Annotated in this window: 16 protein-coding genes and 2 pseudogenes; 7 read left to right on the top strand and 11 right to left on the bottom strand. The window is 67.4% G+C overall.

Annotated features, from left to right (window positions below; genetic code table 11):
* The first annotated feature begins 1 nt into the window (after position 1).
* From QZM72_RS02440 to QZM72_RS02430, 3 genes are read left to right on the top strand one after another with little or no spacing between them, the layout of a single operon-like run.
* Positions 2 to 1,369, top strand: a complete 1,368-nt coding sequence (locus QZM72_RS02440; protein ID WP_089471435.1) for a CpaF family protein — start codon at positions 2 to 4, stop codon at positions 1,367 to 1,369.
* Between the two features lie 35 nt (positions 1,370 to 1,404).
* Complete coding sequence (locus tag QZM72_RS02435) at positions 1,405 to 2,382, top strand: type II secretion system F family protein (protein WP_301737044.1); 978 nt, start codon at positions 1,405 to 1,407, stop codon at positions 2,380 to 2,382.
* Positions 2,383 to 2,418: 36 nt separating this feature from the next.
* Entirely contained in the window at positions 2,419 to 3,393 is a 975-nt protein-coding gene (locus tag QZM72_RS02430) for a type II secretion system F family protein (protein WP_301737043.1), read from the top strand.
* Positions 3,394 to 3,659: 266 nt separating this feature from the next.
* On the opposite strand, the gene QZM72_RS02425 is transcribed toward QZM72_RS02430, so the two are convergent.
* The 5 genes from QZM72_RS02425 to QZM72_RS02405 form a co-directional block, all read right to left on the bottom strand.
* Positions 3,660 to 4,625: a transporter gene (locus tag QZM72_RS02425; protein WP_301737042.1), complete on the bottom strand. Its 966-nt coding sequence runs from the start codon at positions 4,623 to 4,625 to the stop codon at positions 3,660 to 3,662.
* A 37-nt stretch (positions 4,626 to 4,662) separates the two neighbouring features.
* A complete protein-coding gene (locus QZM72_RS02420) occupies positions 4,663 to 5,190 on the bottom strand; it encodes a flavin reductase family protein (RefSeq protein WP_089471432.1) in 528 nt (175 codons plus the stop codon).
* A gap of 5 nt (positions 5,191 to 5,195) precedes the next feature.
* Positions 5,196 to 6,434, bottom strand: coding sequence for a styrene monooxygenase/indole monooxygenase family protein (locus tag QZM72_RS02415; protein ID WP_089471431.1), 1,239 nt, complete (start codon positions 6,432 to 6,434; stop codon positions 5,196 to 5,198).
* 64 nt (positions 6,435 to 6,498) lie between these two features.
* Positions 6,499 to 7,287: an SDR family oxidoreductase gene (locus tag QZM72_RS02410; protein ID WP_089471430.1), complete on the bottom strand. Its 789-nt coding sequence runs from the start codon at positions 7,285 to 7,287 to the stop codon at positions 6,499 to 6,501.
* A 43-nt stretch (positions 7,288 to 7,330) separates the two neighbouring features.
* Positions 7,331 to 8,578 carry a dienelactone hydrolase family protein gene (locus QZM72_RS02405; protein WP_301737041.1) on the bottom strand — a complete coding sequence of 416 codons (1,248 nt, stop codon included), beginning with the start codon at positions 8,576 to 8,578 and terminating at the stop codon, positions 7,331 to 7,333.
* A gap of 350 nt (positions 8,579 to 8,928) precedes the next feature.
* On the opposite strand from QZM72_RS02405, the gene QZM72_RS02400 reads away from it, so the two are divergent.
* Complete coding sequence (locus tag QZM72_RS02400) at positions 8,929 to 9,954, top strand: AraC family transcriptional regulator (RefSeq protein WP_089471428.1); 1,026 nt, start codon at positions 8,929 to 8,931, stop codon at positions 9,952 to 9,954.
* Positions 9,955 to 10,000: 46 nt separating this feature from the next.
* On the opposite strand, the pseudogene QZM72_RS02395 reads toward QZM72_RS02400, so the two are convergent.
* From QZM72_RS02395 to QZM72_RS02385, 3 genes and pseudogenes are all read right to left on the bottom strand, one after another.
* Positions 10,001 to 10,127 (bottom strand): annotated as a pseudogene (locus QZM72_RS02395) (LacI family transcriptional regulator); the annotation flags it as partial.
* A gap of 6 nt (positions 10,128 to 10,133) precedes the next feature.
* Entirely contained in the window at positions 10,134 to 10,406 is a 273-nt protein-coding gene (locus QZM72_RS02390; RefSeq protein ID WP_144030185.1) for a hypothetical protein, read from the bottom strand.
* Between the two features lie 73 nt (positions 10,407 to 10,479).
* Positions 10,480 to 11,391, bottom strand: coding sequence for a DUF72 domain-containing protein (locus QZM72_RS02385; RefSeq protein ID WP_089471427.1), 912 nt, complete (start codon positions 11,389 to 11,391; stop codon positions 10,480 to 10,482).
* Between the two features lie 119 nt (positions 11,392 to 11,510).
* Here QZM72_RS02385 and QZM72_RS02380 point away from each other — a divergent pair.
* Positions 11,511 to 11,753 (top strand): annotated as a pseudogene (locus tag QZM72_RS02380) (YadA-like family protein); the annotation flags it as partial.
* Between the two features lie 352 nt (positions 11,754 to 12,105).
* The gene (locus QZM72_RS02375) at positions 12,106 to 12,513 is read left to right on the top strand and encodes a VOC family protein (protein WP_179233570.1); all 408 of its coding nucleotides are present in this window, start codon (positions 12,106 to 12,108) and stop codon (positions 12,511 to 12,513) included.
* On the opposite strand, the gene QZM72_RS02370 is transcribed toward QZM72_RS02375, so the two are convergent.
* Entirely contained in the window at positions 12,492 to 12,659 is a 168-nt protein-coding gene (locus QZM72_RS02370; RefSeq protein ID WP_256979843.1) for a hypothetical protein, read from the bottom strand. The two genes, QZM72_RS02375 and QZM72_RS02370, sit on opposite strands and share 22 nt — an antisense overlap.
* Positions 12,660 to 12,990: 331 nt before the next feature.
* Between QZM72_RS02370 and QZM72_RS02365 the strand changes: the two genes are divergently transcribed.
* Positions 12,991 to 14,418: an MFS transporter gene (locus tag QZM72_RS02365; protein ID WP_089471426.1), complete on the top strand. Its 1,428-nt coding sequence runs from the start codon at positions 12,991 to 12,993 to the stop codon at positions 14,416 to 14,418.
* Positions 14,419 to 14,555: 137 nt separating this feature from the next.
* On the opposite strand, the gene QZM72_RS02360 is transcribed toward QZM72_RS02365, so the two are convergent.
* A complete protein-coding gene (locus QZM72_RS02360; protein ID WP_089471425.1) occupies positions 14,556 to 15,956 on the bottom strand; it encodes an LLM class flavin-dependent oxidoreductase in 1,401 nt (466 codons plus the stop codon).
* Entirely contained in the window at positions 15,953 to 17,224 is a 1,272-nt protein-coding gene (locus QZM72_RS02355) for an acyl-CoA dehydrogenase family protein (RefSeq protein WP_301737040.1), read from the bottom strand. The genes QZM72_RS02360 and QZM72_RS02355 overlap by 4 nt, the downstream gene beginning before the upstream one ends.
* Positions 17,225 to 17,226 lie beyond the last annotated feature (2 nt).

Here is a 17,226-nt window from a genome sequence, read left to right as displayed (position 1 = left end):
CATGTCATTGCGCGAACAGATGTCGTTGCACCGGGCCCAGCCGCTGTCGGCAGGCAGCGAGACGGCCGGCCCGGCGCATTCGTCGGTGCGCGACGCATACCAGAAGCTGCGCCGCGAAATTCACCTGGCCGTGCTCGAGCGCGTGGAACTCGAGCGCCTGTCGCGGCTGCACCAGGACCAGGTTCGCATGGAGATCGGCTCGCTGATCGCACGCATCCTCGACGAGGAACGCATGCCGGCGAACGACATCGAGCGCCGCCAGCTCGCGATCGACGTGTACGACGAGATGTTCGGCTTCGGCCCGCTCGAAGCGTTGCTGCGCGACCCCGGCATTTCCGACATCCTCGTGAACACCTACCGGCAGGTCTACGTCGAGCGCTGCGGCCAACTCGAACTGACCGACGTGACGTTCTACGACGATGCGCACCTGATGAAGGTGATCGAGAAGATCGTGTCGCGCGTCGGGCGCCGCATCGACGAGTCGAGCCCGATGGTCGATGCGCGGCTGCCGGACGGATCGCGCGTGAACGCGATCATCCCGCCGTCCGCGATCGACGGGCCGCTGATGTCGATCCGGCGTTTCGCGGTCAACCCGCTGAAGATGGACGATCTGGTGCGCTACCACAGCCTGACGCCGCCGATGGCCGAGCTGCTCGACGCGCTGTCGCGCGCGAAGGTGAACGTGCTGGTGTCGGGCGGCACCGGCAGCGGCAAGACGACGCTGCTCAACATCCTGTCCGGCTTCATTCCGCGCAACGAGCGGATCGTGACGATCGAGGACGCCGCCGAGCTGCAACTGCAGCAGCCACACGTGCTGCGGCTCGAAACGCGCCCGCCGAACATCGAAGGCAAGGGCGAGATCACGCAGCGCACGCTGGTGCGCAACGCGCTGCGGATGCGTCCGGACCGGATCATCCTCGGCGAAGTGCGCGGCGCGGAAGCGCTTGACATGCTAAACGCGATGAACACCGGCCACGAAGGTTCGCTCGCGACGATCCACGCGAACACGCCGCGCGACGCGCTGACGCGGCTCGAGAACATGGTCAGCGTGTCCGGCCTGACGTTGCCGCCGAAGACGATGCGCCAGCAGATCGCGTCGGCGATCTCGGTGGTCGTGCAGGCGGCGCGGCTCACGGACGGCAAGCGCAAGATCGTCAGCATCCAGGAACTGACCGGGATGGAAGGCGACATCATCAACATGCAGGAGATCTTCACGTTCAAGCGCACGGGCGTGGATCGCGACGGCTCGGTACGCGGCCACTTCTGCGCGACCGGCGTGCGGCCGAAGTTCGTCGAGCGGCTGCAGGCGTTCGGCATCAACCTGCCGGATTCGCTGTACGACCCGTCCATGCGATACGAGACGGACTGACGCGAGGGCGTCGTGTGCCGCCGGGGAGAGGCCTCATGAATGCGATCTTTTACGGTTTTGTGATTCTTACCTTCGTCGCGGTGGTGCTGTCGATCGAAGGCATCTATCAATGGTGGAACGCGCGGCACGGCGCCGCCGCGCGGCGGATCGAATCGCGCATTCGCGCGATGTCGGCGGGCGGCAACGTGCAGCAGGAGCGGCTGTCGATCCTGAAGAAGCGCATGCTCGACGAATCGAAGCCGTTCGACCGGCTGCTGCTGCGCCTGCCGCGCGTGCACGCGCTCGATCTCGTGATCCAGCAGTCGGGTCTCGACTGGACGCTGCCGAAGCTGATCACGCTCAGCGCGACGTTCGCGGCGCTCACGTGGTTCGCGGCGAGTTTCGCGCGGGCGCCGCAGCTCGCCGCGGTGCCGATCGCGCTGTTCGCCGGATGGGGGCCGATGATGTACGTGTTGCGCTGCCGCACCCGGCGGATGCGCAAGCTCGAGCGGCAGTTGCCGGACATCTGCGACATGATCGCGCGCGCACTGCGCTCCGGCCATTCGTTCACGAGCACGCTGGGGATGGTCGGCGACGAGTTTTCCGAGCCGATGGGCGGCGAATTTCGCGTGACGTTCGACGAGGTCAACTACGGCGTGTCGCTGCACGACGCGCTGACGAATCTGGCGACGCGCGTGCCGGTGCAGGACCTGCGCTACTTCGTGATCGCGGTGCTGATCCAGCGCGAGACGGGCGGCAACCTGGCCGAACTGCTCGACAGCATCGCCGGGCTGATCCGCGAGCGCTTCAAGCTGTTCGACAAGGTGCGCGTGCTGTCGGCGGAAGGGCGGCTGTCGGCGTGGATTCTCGGGCTTTTGCCGTTCGGCACCGCGGCGGTGATGGCGCTGCTGAACCGCGAATTCCTGTCGGTGCTCTGGGAGGATCCGGCCGGGATCCGGATGGTCGGCACGATGCTGGTGTCGATGCTGTTCGGGCTGTTCTGGATCCGCCGAATCGTGCGCATTCGCGTCTGACGCGCGAGCCGAATAACGAACCGTTGCGAGGTTGTCATGCAAAACCTGAGCGTGGTCCAGGCCGTGATGCTGGGCGGCTTGTTCATCTTCGTGGCCGGCGGCGTGCTCGTCGCGATGCTGCTGTTCGCGCCGCGCGGCATCCAGCGCCGGCTCCAGCAGGCCGGCGGGACGGGGGCGGGCGCCGTCGCCGGCCCGGGCGACGGCGACGACGTGGCGTCGCGCTGGGTCGCGAAGCTGGTCGAGCTGTCCACCCCGATCTCGAAGCTGTCGGTGCCGAAGGAGGGCTGGGAGAATTCGCCGCTGCGCATCCGGCTGATGAATGCCGGCTGGCGCAACCAGAGCGCGGCCGCGCTGTATTTCACCGCGAAGACGATGCTCGCGCTCGGCCTGCCGTGCGCGGCGCTGCTGGCGCTGATCACGACGTCGCTCGGCGACGAGCGCGCGCTGTTGTCGCTGATCCTCGTGGCGCTCGCCGGCATCGGCTACTACATCCCGAACGTCGTGCTGTCGCAGCGGGTCAAGGTGCGTCAGCAGAAGATCTTCGAGGATTTCCCGGACGCGCTCGACCTGCTGACGGTGTGCGTCGAGGCGGGGCTCGGGCTCGACGCGGCGCTGATGAAGGTGAGCGAGGAGCTGCGGTTCAGCAGCGAGGTGGTCGCGAGCGAGCTCGATCTGCTGCTGCTCGAGATGCGCTCCGGCTTCACGAAGGAGGCGGCGCTGCGCAATCTCGCGCTGCGCACCGGCGTGGAGGACATCGAATCGTTCTGCGCGATGCTGATCCAGGCGGACCGGTTCGGCACGAGCATCAGCGAATCGCTGCGCGTGCTGTCGGACATGCTGCGCACCCGCCGCCGGATGCGCGCGGAGGAACGCGCGGCAAAGATCGCGCTGAAGCTGCTGTTCCCGCTGATCTTCTGCATCTTCCCCGCGCTGATGGTGGTGCTGCTCGGCCCGGCGATGATTCACGTCTATCGCGTGCTGCTGCCCACGTTCGTCGGCATCGCGCCGTGAGCGGCGCGCGGATGCGGCTTTGCGCGCACCGATCAAGGCTGGACGTGCCGGCCCCGGGTGATTCGGCGGCCGGCGCGGCAACAGGCTTCATGGAGGCTCTCTCCCCAGGCGGCGCCGCGAGACAGGTCGACCATAGCGGCGTCAATGCATCCTGGATCCATGGTCGATCATGGAACGAGCCGTAGTCCACCGCCTTCACGGCTGCCCCCTGCGGCTAACCTCTCGAAGCGGCAAGCACCGTATCGGGACGGCCGGCGCGCCGTGCATCACTGGAAGTGATGCACGTAGCGCAGCACCATCCGCGTCCCTTGCGGCCGGTTGCGCGCATGGGTCTCGAAGTACGCGTTGAACAGCAGGTGATCGTGCGGCGAGAAGCTATACATGGCGCCCGGCCCGATCGCGAACACGGCTTCCCGCGTGCCGGGCACGTCCTGCCCGTTGGCCTTCATGTCGGTGGTCTGGCGCAGCCAGTAGCCGTTGAGCCCCAGCCGCAGGCCGGGCCGCACTTCGTACTCGGTCGCGAAGTTCACGTGGATCGCCTGGCCGGCCTGCGTCGACGTCACGTCCGGGCCGAGTGCCGTCGCCGGCTGATGGTTGGTCGCGTTCCACAGATAGTGCAGCCGCCACGATACGGTCCATTTCGGCGTGAGCCACAGCGTCGCGGCCCAGTACGGATCGAACGACCAGAAATGGCTACCCGGATTGATCGCGCGCGCCGGATCGTACGCGCCGGTCGGCACGATGAACTGGAATTCGACGCGCTGCGCGAAACGCGGGCCCTGCGCGCCCATCACCGGGTCGAACTGGACGAACGGGCCGATCAGCAGATCGCCGAAGCCGGCGCGCGCATTCAGCGCGACGTTGCCGATGCCGTCGTCGGTGCGCGCGGACGCGATCCACGGCAGGATCACGTCGAGGCCCGGATGCATGCCCGCGAACGTCAGCGGCGACTGATAGACGAGCTGACTCAATCCCGCGAACAGGTCGACGTCCTGCTTCGGCAGCCCGACCTTGTTGCCCGCATTGTCGTTGACGCGACCGGCCGTGTAGTACTGCAGGTACTGCGTGCCGTACCAGCCGGCGCCGGCCGGCGGCATGCCGTCGAGGAAACTGGTCATGCCGAGGTTGACCGCCGGCAGGTCGGCCGCATGGGCCGGCGTATGACCGACGAGGCCACCGAGGCCGGCGAGCGCGAAGCCCGCGGCGACGAGCAGGCGAGAGCCGAATTTCATATTCACCACCTCCTGGAGTTTTATTTGTATCTACTAATCAAAGCGTGCGTGAAAGAGCAGGATGATCGGCGATCGCGCGATACTGGCCGGCATGGAACACGAGCGGCGCCTTGCCGAATGCGTCGAACTGCTCGATCTCGCCGATGAACAGCAGGTGGTCGCCGCCTTCGTAGTGGCCGACGTTGAGGCACACGAAGCGCGCGCTCGCGCCGTCGAGGCACGGCACGCCGCCGCTGCCCGAATCCGCGTGCGGCACGCCGTCGAACTTGTCGGCGCTGGGCGTCGCGAAGCGGCGCGACAGGTCGATCTGGTCGTGCGCGAGGATGTTGATCGCGAAGTGGGTCGCCGCGACGAAATCCGGGCGGCTCGGCGCGAGCTTGCGCAGGCTCCACAGCACGAGCGGCGGATCGAGCGACAGCGACGAGAACGAATTCGCGGTGAGGCCCACCTTGCGGCCGTCGGCCGCGCACGTGGTGATCACGGTGACGCCGGTCGGGAACTGCCCGAACGCGGCGCGCAACTGCATCGGGTCGAGGGCCGGACGGTCGGTGACGATGGTTTCCATGACGATTACTCCGCACGCACGCTGTGTTCGCGGATCAGCGCCGCGCATGCCGACGGCTCGAACCACCACGGCGCGAACCGGCGCGGATCGTCGAACCCGTCGACGATCGTTTTCGCGAGCGACGGCAGCTGGCCGGCCGCGCCGAGCAGTTCGAGAATGTGAGGCGGCGGCGGGGTGAGCAGCGAATTGGTCCAGCGCACGACGTGCTGCGCATACGCCCAGTAGTTTTCGAACGTCCGGTGCATCCAGTCTTCGCCGAACGGTGCGGCCTCGCGCGCGACGATCGCGTCGAAATACGCGTTCGCGCATTTCGCGGCGTTGTTCGAGCCCTGGCCCGTGATCGGATCGTTGACCACCACCGCATCGGCCATCCCGAACACGGTGCGGCCCGACGGCAGCCGGAAGAACGGCTTGCGCACGGTCGGCGCGAAGCGCCCGGCCAGCGTGCCGTTCGGATCGGTGAGCGCGACGTCGCGGCAGCGCTCGTATTCCCACGGCACGTATTGCTGCAGGAACGACAGGCTGCGGTCCAGATGCTGCTCGGGCGTCTTCACGTCGGCCCAGCAGTCGAGCGGGCCGCCCGGGATGCCTTCGAACACCATGATTTCGCACGGGCCGGTGGTGGTCAGCGCGGGAAACACGAAGTATTCGCCGATGCCCGGCAGCAGGTTGAAGCGCACGCGCGAATACGGCTCGCTCGGTGTCATTCCTTTCACGTAGGTCAGCGCCAGCGCGCGCTGCGGGCGGTCGAACGGGCTGCGCGCATCGTCGCGGCCGAGCAGGTTCACGATGTCGCCCTTGCCGGCCGCGAGCAGCACGAGGTCGTGGCTGCGCGCCAGTTCCTCAAGTTCGGGCACGCCGATGTCGCCGATCCGTACGTCCGCGCCGCGGCGACGCACGCCGTCGAGCCAGTCGGCCATCTTCACGCGCTGGTCGACCGACTGCGCGTAGCGCGTCAGTCGCGACGACCAGTCGATCGCCTTGCGGCCATTGCCGTCGGGGTGCGGCACCGCGATGCCGATGCCTTCGACGGACGGGCACGCTTCCTCCCACGTATTCAGGCCGAGATCGCGCTCGATCTGCAACGACGTGTGGAACATGCACTGGCTCGACATGACCTTGCCCGCGCGGATCTGCTCCGCGTCGCGGTTGGTCGCGAGCGTGACGTGGTAGCCCCGGCCGAGCAGGGCGAAGGCGAGTTGCAGGCCGGACTGGCCGGCGCCGACGATAGCGATGCGTCTCATGGAAATGTCCTCGGTTGGCCGCGTGGCGGCCGGAATGATTGCGTGAAGGGGCGACGCGGAGCAGTCACTCCGCGAGGCGCGGAATCGCCGGCACCGCCTGTTCGGGGCCCATCGCGGCGTAGCCGCCGTCCACCGCGTAGTCGGCGCCCGTCACGAAGCTCGCCGCGTCGCTGCACAGGAACGTGACGACCTGCGCGACTTCCGACGGATCGCCGACGCGGCCGAGCAGGTGGAACGGCGCGGCGACGCGATCGGTCTTCGCGCGGTCGCCGTGCGTCAGCTCGTCCATCACGCGCGACCAGGTCCAGCCGGGCGACACCGAGTTGACGCGAATCCGGTCGGGCGCGAGATCCATCGCCATGCTGCGCGTGAGCTGGCGGATCGCGGCCTTGGAGGTCGGATACAGCCAGCGGCCGGTCTGCGCGCACTGCGCGGAAATCGAGCTGAAGTTCACGATCGCGCCGCCGCCGCGCCGGGCCATGTGCGGATGCACGGCCTTCGCGAGCATCGCGGCCGACACGACGTTGACGTCCATCGCCGCGAGCCAGTCGTTGCGGGTCGCGTGGATGCCGTTGTCGACATAGCTGCATGCGAGGTTGACGAGCACGTCGATCGCGCCGAACCGTTCGACGATCGCCGATACCGCGCGCTCGATCGCGCGGTCGTCGGTGATGTCGAGCGCGATGAACAGCGCCCGTTCGCCGAGCGATGCGGCCACGCGTGCGCCGTTGTCCGCATCGAGATCGAGGATCGCGACGCACGCACCGGCGCGGCTCAGGTCCTGCGCGACCGCGGCGCCGATCAGCGTGGCGCCGCCGGTGACGAGCGCGACTTTGCCAGCAAGGGCATTCATGGGATGTCTCCGGGAATCGTGGGGGTGAGGGTTTGGGGGCGCGTCAGCGCGCACCCGTGGACGGCGCGCTGTCGCGCCAGCGGCGCATCAGGCCGTTCGACGGCACGGTCACGTCGAGCAGCTTGCGGGCCGTGTCGACGCCCGCGACCGGCAGGCCGGCCGGATCGAGCAGACCGATCTGCACGAGCACGCTCGCCTGATCCCAGTAGATGTGCTCGTGATAGAGCTTGTCGCCGCGAAACTTCACGATCGCGACGAGCGGAATCTCGACGCGCTTGCCGGTCGGCGCGACGCCCGGCAGCATCCAGTCGATCTCGGTGGTGTGCGTGAAGCAGAACAGCAGCTCGTCGACGATCTGGCTCGCGCCGATCGTGCGGGAGATCGGCGTGATCGTCGTGTCGGGCGGGTTCGCATGCACGAAGTGATGCGTGTAGAAGCGCTTGAGTTCGTCGTGGCCGACGCCGCCCGTCAGCGTCGGAATATGGTTGACGTACGGCTCGGCGACCATCGTGGCCATCGTCGCGTCGACGTTGCGCGTGTCGAACTCGTGCTGCAGGTGCGTTTCCCACAGCGCGGACAGGTCGTAGCGCGGGCCGAGCGCGGCGCGGAACGCGGCGATCGCGCGCTGGTGGGCCATGATGGCGGCGGCCTGGTCGTAATGATCGCCGCCGGGGCGGGCGAACGCGTGATCGACGCCGGGGTAGACGTATACTTCGACGCCGTCGCGGCCGGACAGCGCATCCGCGATGCGCTGCCGCGCGTCGGGCGGGCAGAAGCGGTCCTGCGCGGCGATCTGCAGCACGAGCCGTCCGCGCAGGTGCGCGGCTTCGTCCAGCGCATGCTCGATGCCCACGCCGTAGTAGCTGACCGCCGCGGCCACGCCCGGCAGCCGGCACGCGGCGAGGTACGCGAGCTTGCCGCCGAGGCAGTAGCCGAGCACGCCGGCCTCGCCCGTGCATTCCGGCCGCCGGCGGAGCGCGTCCAGCGCGGCGCCGACGTCGTCGACACCCTTGTTTTCGTCGAATGCGCGATAAAGGGCCATTGCGCGCTCGAAATCGGCCGCCGTGTAGCCGAGTTCGATGCCCGGCGACTGGCGCCAGAACAGGTCCGGCACGAGCACCGTATAGCCTTCCTCGGCGTAGTAGTCGGCCACGTCCCGCATCGTCGCGTTCGCGCCGAAGATCTCGTGACAGAGCACGATGCCCGGCCCCGTGCCGCCGGCCGGCATGCTCAGGTACGCGCGGAACGCGCCGCCGTCCGGCGCTGGAATCTCGATGTGACGTCCGTTCATGTGTCCCTCCATGCGGTTGGTTTCGATGACGGCCCAGTATTGGCGGCCGAAATGGGCGTTTCTATCCGCTTTCTTCGGCCGGTATCCGCGAATTCCGGAAACCTGCGGCAGCGGCCGCCGCAGGCCGGCGGGCCGGGGCCGACTGCGGGTATGTGCGGATGCGGACAGCCCGCACAGTTTTCTACGATGCGCGAACGGTCCGCTTCTTGCGTGGCTTGCGCGGGACTTGCGTGTTTCATCGGACGGATTGTCCGGATACTCCGGGGGCTGTCCGGATCGTGCGGCGCATTCCCCGATATCGGGAATGCATGCACGGCGCGAGTGCGATCGAGCACGACGGGAGAACTTCGATGGCGCAATTTTCCGAAACCGGCTGGCTGGGTGACGCCGCCTGTTTCAATCACGGCACGCTGCTGCTGGAGTCGAACGACGTCGACGAGGTGCGTGCGCGCGTGGCGGACGTCTTCAAGCCGCATCGACTCACGCCGACCGGCGAATCGCGCGTGCTGCACAGCTGCATGCACCATGCGCGCTGGGGCAACCTGTCGCTGAACCTGCTCGATTACGGCGGCGAGGTGTCGATCGAACCGGGGCCGCTCGAGCATTTCTATCTGTTGCAGATTCCGCTGCGCGGCGACGCCGAGATCGAATGCGGCGCGACGCGCTTCGTGTCGTCGCCCGACACGGCGTCGCTGCTGTCGCCCACGCTGCCGCTCCGGATGCGATGGGGCGAAGCGTGTCCGCAAGTCATCCTGCGTATCGAGCGCGACGTGATGGAACGGCATGCGCAGCGCCATTTCGGCGGGGACCGGCGCGCACCGGTGGAGTTCGAGCCGGCGTTCAGCCTGGCGTCGCAGCAGGGAGCCTGCCTCGCGCAAATGTTGCCGATGCTGGCCGACGCGATCGCGACGGACGGCCATCCGCTGCGCCATCCGCTCGCCTTCGAGCAACTCGAATCGACGCTGCTGAACCTGCTGCTGTACGGCCAACCGAACACCGCGCGCAACGGCACACGTCCCGCGCCGGCACCGCTCGCGCCGTTCTACGTGCGGCGCGTCGAGGAATACATCCGCGCGCATCTCGACGAGCCGCTGACGATCGAACGGCTCGCCGAACTCGCCGGCGTGAGCCCGAGCACGCTGTTCGCCGGCTTTCGCAATCGCCACGGGATCACGCCGATGGGCTTCGTGCGGCAGTTGCGGCTGCAACATGTACGCGATGAACTGTTGGCCGACGACACGCCGGGACTCGCGTCGGTCACCGACGTCGCGCTGAAATGGGGCTTCGCGCACCTCGGGCGGTTCGCGATCGAGTACAAGCGCGCGTTCGGGGAATCGCCGTCGGCGACGCTCAGGATGCGGCGCGGGCAGGGGTGACCCGGCTGCACGGCTCGCGTTCGGCGGCCAGCGCGCGAATGCCGGTCGCGAGCGTCGACGTACGGCCCTCGGCGAGCGCGCGCGGTCAGGTTCGACCGATAGCCGAGTTCGCGGATCGCCGCCGTCACGCACTCGACGGTCGCCGGGTTCACCTTCTACGGACTGCGCAGCACGCCGCGCTACGACCGGTCGCGATTCCGGGCGCGTGTCGCGCCGGTGATGACCGCGATGCCGAACAGGATGACGGCCACGATCTCGATGATGTGCTGCGAGACGTGCAGCGTCATCAAACCCCACGCGACGCCGCCGATGAAAATGATCCATCCGACCAGGTAGATAAGCAGGGTCATCGCTTTTTCTCCTTGCAGTTTTGGCCCATGGTGCCGGCTATCGGTCGTGCAAAATTTACCGGGCGCGCGACGGGCGCGATGAGGGGCACTATCCATCAGCATAGGAGCATCTTGCGGACCTGGCCTGGCTTCGGCGGGCCGGCGGGCACCTGCCGTCCGCAGCTTGCCGAGCGTTTCATTCGGACACCGCATCGGGCGCATGCAGCCCGAGCCGGGCCATGAGCCGCCCGGCATCGAACGGCGCCTGCGTTTTCGTGTCGTTGTCGAAATAGCAGTACACGTCGCGCGTCGCCGCCCGAGGCGGTTTCAGCGCCGGTGCGGCGAGACGCGCATCGGCGGGCTGCGCGCCCCGGCTCCAGGTTTCGATTCTGCGCGCCCATCGTTCGAGCGCCGCATCGGCGTATTCACCTGAATACTTCGTTTCAGTGCCGTGCAGCCGGATATAGACGAACCGCGCGCTCAGATCCTCGAGCTGCGGCCACGCCTCGGTCGAATCCGACACGACGAGCGCGACCTTGTGGCGGCGCAGCAGTTTCACGAACGCCGGATCGACGAAGCTCTCGTGCCGCACCTCCACCGCATGACGTAACGGACGCTTGCGGTCGATCCGCAGATACGGCTCGCGGACGCGCGCATCGTGCCGTCGGGCGAGCGCGAGCGCGGCTTCCGTGTCGGGCGGCAGCAGGCTCAGGAAGCGCTCCATATGCGCCGGATCGAACCGCAGCGACGGCGGGAATTGCCACAGCAGCGGCCCCAGCTTGTCCTTCAGCGCGAACAGCCCCTGCGCGAAAAAATTCGCGCACGCGATCGTGGCCGTTTCGCCGCGAAAGCGCAGCATGTGCGTCAGGTAGCGCGAGCCTTTGACGCTGAACACGAACCCGGGCGGCGAGTCGGCATACCAGCGCCGCCAGCTGTCGGGCGCTTGCAGGCTGTAGTGCGTGCCGTTGATTTCGATCGTCTGCATGTGGGCCGATGCATACCGCAACTCGCTGGCCTGCTTCAGGTCGGGCGGGTAGAACGTCCCGCGCCAGCCGGGGTAGCGCCAGCCCGAAATGCCGATGTGAATCCTGCCGGATGTGCGTGTCACGTCGATGCCCGGCTGCGCCGGCTCCCTGATGCGGTTCGGGCGACGAGCAATCGGCGTGCCGCCGCGGATTTGATTTTTTAAAGACCGCGCCACGTTCGGCCGGTATCATCGCTGCGCTCGACCTGAAGAAGGACATGTACGGCGGCGTCGCGTCGGCGATGGCGGTGGCCGGCTTGCCGCGGCCGACCGGCGCGGGGCGCTCGATGGTGTCGGCGGCGACGTCGAACTATCACGGCCAGCAGGGCTTCGCGGCCGGCTACTCGTACGTGACGGAGAGCAACCGCTGGGTCGTCAAGGCATCGGTGACGGGCAACACGCGGTCGGACTTCGGCGCGGTGGTCGGCGCGGGTTATCAGTTCTGATGCAGGTCGCGTCGCGTTGAGCGATGCGCGATGCGCGGTGCCGGGCAACGGATGTACAGCCCGACACCGCTGTCGATCGACGGCCCGGGGTTCGTTCGCGAATCCCGGGCCGTCGTCGTTTGATGTCGTCGGCCGATCGGGTGCCTCGCATCGACGAGACTGTCGCGAATGCGAGTCATGCGATCCGTCGCAATCGTCGCCCTCCCGCAACGGGCGGTGCGACAAGGGTTTCACGCGGTTCCGGCGGAACGTCGAATGCGAGTTGTGGAATGCGAGCTTCCGCTCGTATTCTGAGGTCCTCGGGCGGCACGGCATGGAGCCTTCGCCCACCAACGCATCGGAGCGCGCGACCATGACCGAAACGACACACACGATGAAACTCAATCACCTGAGCTTCCCCTCTGCCGACACGCTGGCGACGGCCCGGTTCTTCGAGCGATACCTTGGCTTCACGATCGCGGGAAGCTGGGACAAATCCTGGATCCTCAAGCGTCCGGGCTTCGACGTCGTGATCGATCACGTCGGCGACGGCGTGCCCGCGTGGCCGACCAACTTCCACGTCGGCTTCGAACTGCCGAGCCTCGATGCCGTGCATGCGCTGTTCGCGCGTTTCAAGGAAGAGGGCGTCGCGATGGAGACGGATGTCTTCAACAACGGGCGCGGCTCGCGCTTCTTTTGCCGCGCGCCGGGCGGCGTGATGTTCGAACTGAACACGCGCGCGGATGCCGCGCCGGAATATCAGGGGACCTTCGACGATTGACGCGATGCGATGCGATGCGTGTCGCGCCGCTTCTCCAGATCGGCGATCTGGTCGCACGACCGCGTGCCCTCGATCAGCAGCATGCAGTCCAGAAAGCCGCGAATATCGTCGAGCGTGAAACCGCGCACGGAAGGGGAGGCAATCATTTAGCATTCGCGCGCGAGCGGCAACGCGCCGCGAACAGGCAGGTGACCGGCTAATGTGACGAAGCGCAAGCGATTCGCTAACGAAGGAATTCGCGATTGCACATGCATGCTGCCGCTAAGCACCGCCCGCGCAACTTTATGACGTACGCCGATTAATTTATCGGTTTATATCGCTTGGGATTACCGGATCGAGGGAACAGAATTTCCGCTGCCGGAAGTCGACGGCAGCGGGCCGAATACGCTCGACGCCGCGATAGCCGACAAGGCGCTCGCCTGGTTTCCGGCTTCACGACGACCTTGCCATGTATTCGGCATCAAACTAAGGAATCCGATGAGTTCGATCGATCTGAGCCCGGTCACGCCGGTTTCTTCTCCCATCCGCTCGGCCAGCGACGTCGCGCGCCTGATCAATACGGTGGACAGTTCGGTGAGCCACGCACGGATGATCGTGCTGCTGGCGCTCGGCGGCGTGTTTCTCGACGCGTACGACCTGACGACGCTGTCCTACGGCATCGACGACGTCGCGCGCGAATTCGGCCTGACGCCCGCGCTGACCGGGCTGGTCGGTTCGGCGATCATGATCGGCACGATCTTCGGCAGCCTGATCGGCGGCTGGCTGACCGACCGGATCGGCCGCTACCAGGTGTTCATGGCCGACATGCTGTTCTTCGTGGTCGCGGCGATCGCGGCCGGGCTCGCGCCGAACGTCTGGGTACTGATCGCCGCGCGCTTCGTGATGGGGCTCGGCGTCGGCATCGACCTGCCCGTCGCGATGGCGTTTCTCGCGGAATTCTCGAAGTTCAACGGCCGCGGCAACAAGGCGTCGCGGCTCGCCGCGTGGTGCCCGATGTGGTACGTCGCGTCGTCAGTGTGCTTCCTGCTGATCTTCGGCCTGTATTTCCTGCTGCCGGCCGAGCATGCGGGCTGGTTGTGGCGCGCGTCGCTGATCTTCGGCGCGGTGCCGGCGCTCGTCATCATCCTGTTCCGCAACCGCTTCATGAACGAGTCGCCGCTGTGGGCCGCCAATCAGGGCGACCTGGCCAATGCCGCGCGCATCCTGCGCGAGTCGTACGGCATTCACGCGCACGAAGCGGACGATGCGCGACGCGAGTCGAGCCCGCCGCCCGTGCGGATTCGCGTGTTGTTCCAGCGTCCGTATCTCGGGCGCACGATCGTCGCCAGCGTGATGAACCTGTGCATCCCGTTCGAATACACGGCGATCGCGTTCTTCCTGCCGTCGATCCTGTCGCAATTCCTCGGCGCGGGCGTGTTCGAGACGATCGCGGCGTCGCTGGCGTTGAACGTGCTGTTCGCGTTTACCGGCGGCTTGCTCGGCATGCGCGTCGCGCATCGCTATCCGTCGCGTCATGTCGCGATCGCGGGGTTCGCGCTGCAAACGATCGCACTCGTCGCGCTGGCGCTGGCGGGCCATCCGCACGGGGCGATCGCGGTCGGCGTCGTGTTGCTGATGCTCGGCACGTGGCTGTTCGCCGAAGGCTTCGGGCCCGGCGCGCAGATGATGATCTATCCGACGTTGTCGTATCCGGCCGCGATTCGCGGCACCGGCGTCGGCTTCGGGCGATCGCTGTGCGGCATCGGCCAGGCGCTGGCGCTGTTCGTGCTGCCGATCCTGCAGGCCCGCCTCGGCACCGACATGTTCTGGGTCGTCGCGGTCAGTGCGGTCACGCCGATCGTGTTTCTGCTGATCGTGCGGTATGAACCGACGGCGCACGACATCGACGACGAAAGCACCGCGTAAGCACTGACCGGGGGCGCTCGCCGTCCCCGCTCCCCGAAAACACGAACGGCTTCGTCTCACTGCACGAAGCCGTTCGTACTGAAGCCGGTCGCCGCATGAATGTGGACAGACCGGCTTCGACGTTTGCCGACGTTTCGTTACGCGCTGACCGCTTCCCGCTCGGCCGCGCGCTTCACCTGTTCGATATCGCGAAACCGCGCGGCCGGATGTTCGTCCGGCAACCGTGCCGAACCGCCGAACAGTTTTTCGCGCAGCGTGCCGGGCGCATACGCGGCCGGATACACGCCGCGGCGCTGCAACTCGGGCACGAGATAACGCACGACGTCCTCGAAGGTTTCATGCGCGACCGCATACGCGAGATTGAAGCCGTCCACGTCGGTCGCGGCGACCCATTCCTGCAGGATGTCCGCAACGGTCGCCGCCGACCCGACGAACACCGGGCCCATCCCGCCGATGCCGCCCCAGGCGGCCAGCGCTTCGATCGTCCACGCGGTGTCGCCGCCCGACAGGTGCTCGACCGCCGACACGATCGCGTTCGTTTCGACGCGCCTGACCGGATCGGTCGGCGCGTACTGGCCGAAGTCGATGCCGGTCCAGCCCGACATGAACACCAGCGACCCATCGTACGACACGTAGCGGCGATACTCGTCGAACTTGGCCTGCGCCTTCTCGTCGGTCTCGTCGACGATCACCGTGACGAGGTTGTAGATCAGCACCTTCGCCGGATCGCGTCCGGCGGCGGCAGCCTGCGCACGCACGTCGGTCACGTAGCGCGCCAGTTGATCGCGGGTCGGCGCCGCGACGAACACGCATTCGGCGTGCCGCGCGGCGAACGCCTTGCCGGGGCCCGACGCGCCCGCCTGGAACAGCACCGGCGTGCGCTGCGGCGACGGCTCGCACAGGTGGTAGCCGGGCACGTCGAAGAAGCGGCCCTGGTGGCCGATCTCGTGCACTTTCTCCGGATGCGTGAACACGCGGCCGTCGCGATCGCGCACCACCGCGCCATCCTCCCAGCTGCCCTCGAACAGCTTGTACAGCACCTCGACGTATTCGGCCGCGACCGCATAGCGGTCGTCGTGCGTGCGCAGCCCGTGATCGCCGACGTTCTTCGCGCCGCTTTCCAGGTACGACGTGACGATGTTCCACGCGAGCCGGCCCTTCGTGTGATGGTCGGCGGTCGACAGCCGGCGCGCGAACGTGTACGGGTGCTCGAACGTCGTCGACGCGGTGATGCCGATGCCGAGATGTTCGGTCGCCATCGCGATCGGCGCGGCCAGTTGCAGCGGATCGTTGACCGGGATCTGCGCGGCCTGGTGCAGCGCGTGATAGTTGCTGCCCTTGTACACGTCGTAGTAGCCGATCACGTCCGCGATGAAGATCGCATCGAAGATCCCGCGCTCGAGCACGCGCGCGAGGTCGGTCCAGTAATCGAGATCCTTGTACTGCCACGAACGGTCGCGCGGATGCGCCCACAGGCCCGGCGATTGATGTCCCACGCAGTTCATCTCGAACGCGTTGAAGCGAATGGTCTTGCTCATTGCGCGACCCCCGTCTCCGCGCCGGCGTTCGCATTGGCGCCCGCGCCGTTGCCCACCCGCCAGACGAACGGCGGCGTGCGGCCGTTGACGATCCAGTCGCCGACGATGCGCGCCTTGTACACGAGCGGGTTGTGCGACGACACCGTGCGCGCGTTGCGCCAGTGGCGATCGAGCGCGGTCGTGCTGCGGGTCGCGGATGCGCCGAGCGCGTCGAACAGGCGCGTCGCCGCGCGCAGCACGAGTTCGGACACGACGAGCTGACTTTGCGCGGATTCGATTTCGGCCGCGACGTTCGCGGCCTGCTCGGCCGCTTCGTCGCCGCCGAAGCGCGCTTCATAGGCCTGCTGAAGCGGCTGCGCGGCACGTAGCGCGAGCGCGTCGGCCGCGTACGCCCATGACGCGATCTCGCCGATCACCTGCTGCAGCTGGGCGTCGTCGCCGGCACGCTGCGCATTGCCGTGGCTGTACACGCGCGTGCGGTTGCGCACGAGCTCGCCCGCGTCGCGCACGATCGCGTGGCCGATGCCCGCCAGCGTCGCGACGTGGAACAACTGGTAGAACGCGGTCTGGTACTTGAAGCGGCGCGCGAAATCGATCACGTTGTCCGCGTCGACCGCCGCATTCTCGAAGCGCGTCGTGCCGCTGCCGGTGGTGGTCTGGCCGAAGCCGTCCCAGTCGTCGTCGCGGATCACGCCGGGCTGCGCGGTCGCGACGGCGACGATCACGTCGCTGCCGTCGTGCGCGCGCTGCGCGAATACGTCGATCCAGTCGGCGAACAGGCTGCCGGTGCTGTAGAACTTCCGGCCGTTCAGCACGAGCCGGCCGTTCTGCTCCGACACCTTCGTGATGGTCTGGCCGAGCGGCACGTCGCCGGCCTCCGACCACGCATTGCCGACGAGCTGACCGCTCGCGAAGCGGTCGAACCAGGTCGTGCGCTGCGGCTCGGGCGGCGCATTGAGCCAGTCCTCGACGAACGCGAAATGTCCGCGCAACGCCTGCGGCAAATTGGAATCGGCGGCGGCCAGTTCGGTCAGCAGCCGGAACAACTGCGGTAGCGACGCGCCCGCGCCGCCGGCACTGGGCGGCAGCCGGATCGCGCCGAAGCCTGCCGACTTCAGCCAGCCGATCGCCTCGTGCGGCAATTCGCGGTTGCGTTCGCGCTCGGCGGTGCCGGCGGCGATACGTTCGAAGATCGGTCGGAACCGGCTCGCGAGCGCGTCGTAATCGGTACCGGTGGAAAGGTCGGGAGCTGCGTGCGATGAAGTCATGC

Origin of the sequence: Burkholderia sp. AU45388 (genome assembly GCF_030481585.1) — a bacterium.
Taxonomy (GTDB): Bacteria; Pseudomonadota; Gammaproteobacteria; order Burkholderiales; family Burkholderiaceae; genus Burkholderia; species Burkholderia sola.
This window is presented reverse-complemented; position numbering and strand designations above follow the sequence as displayed.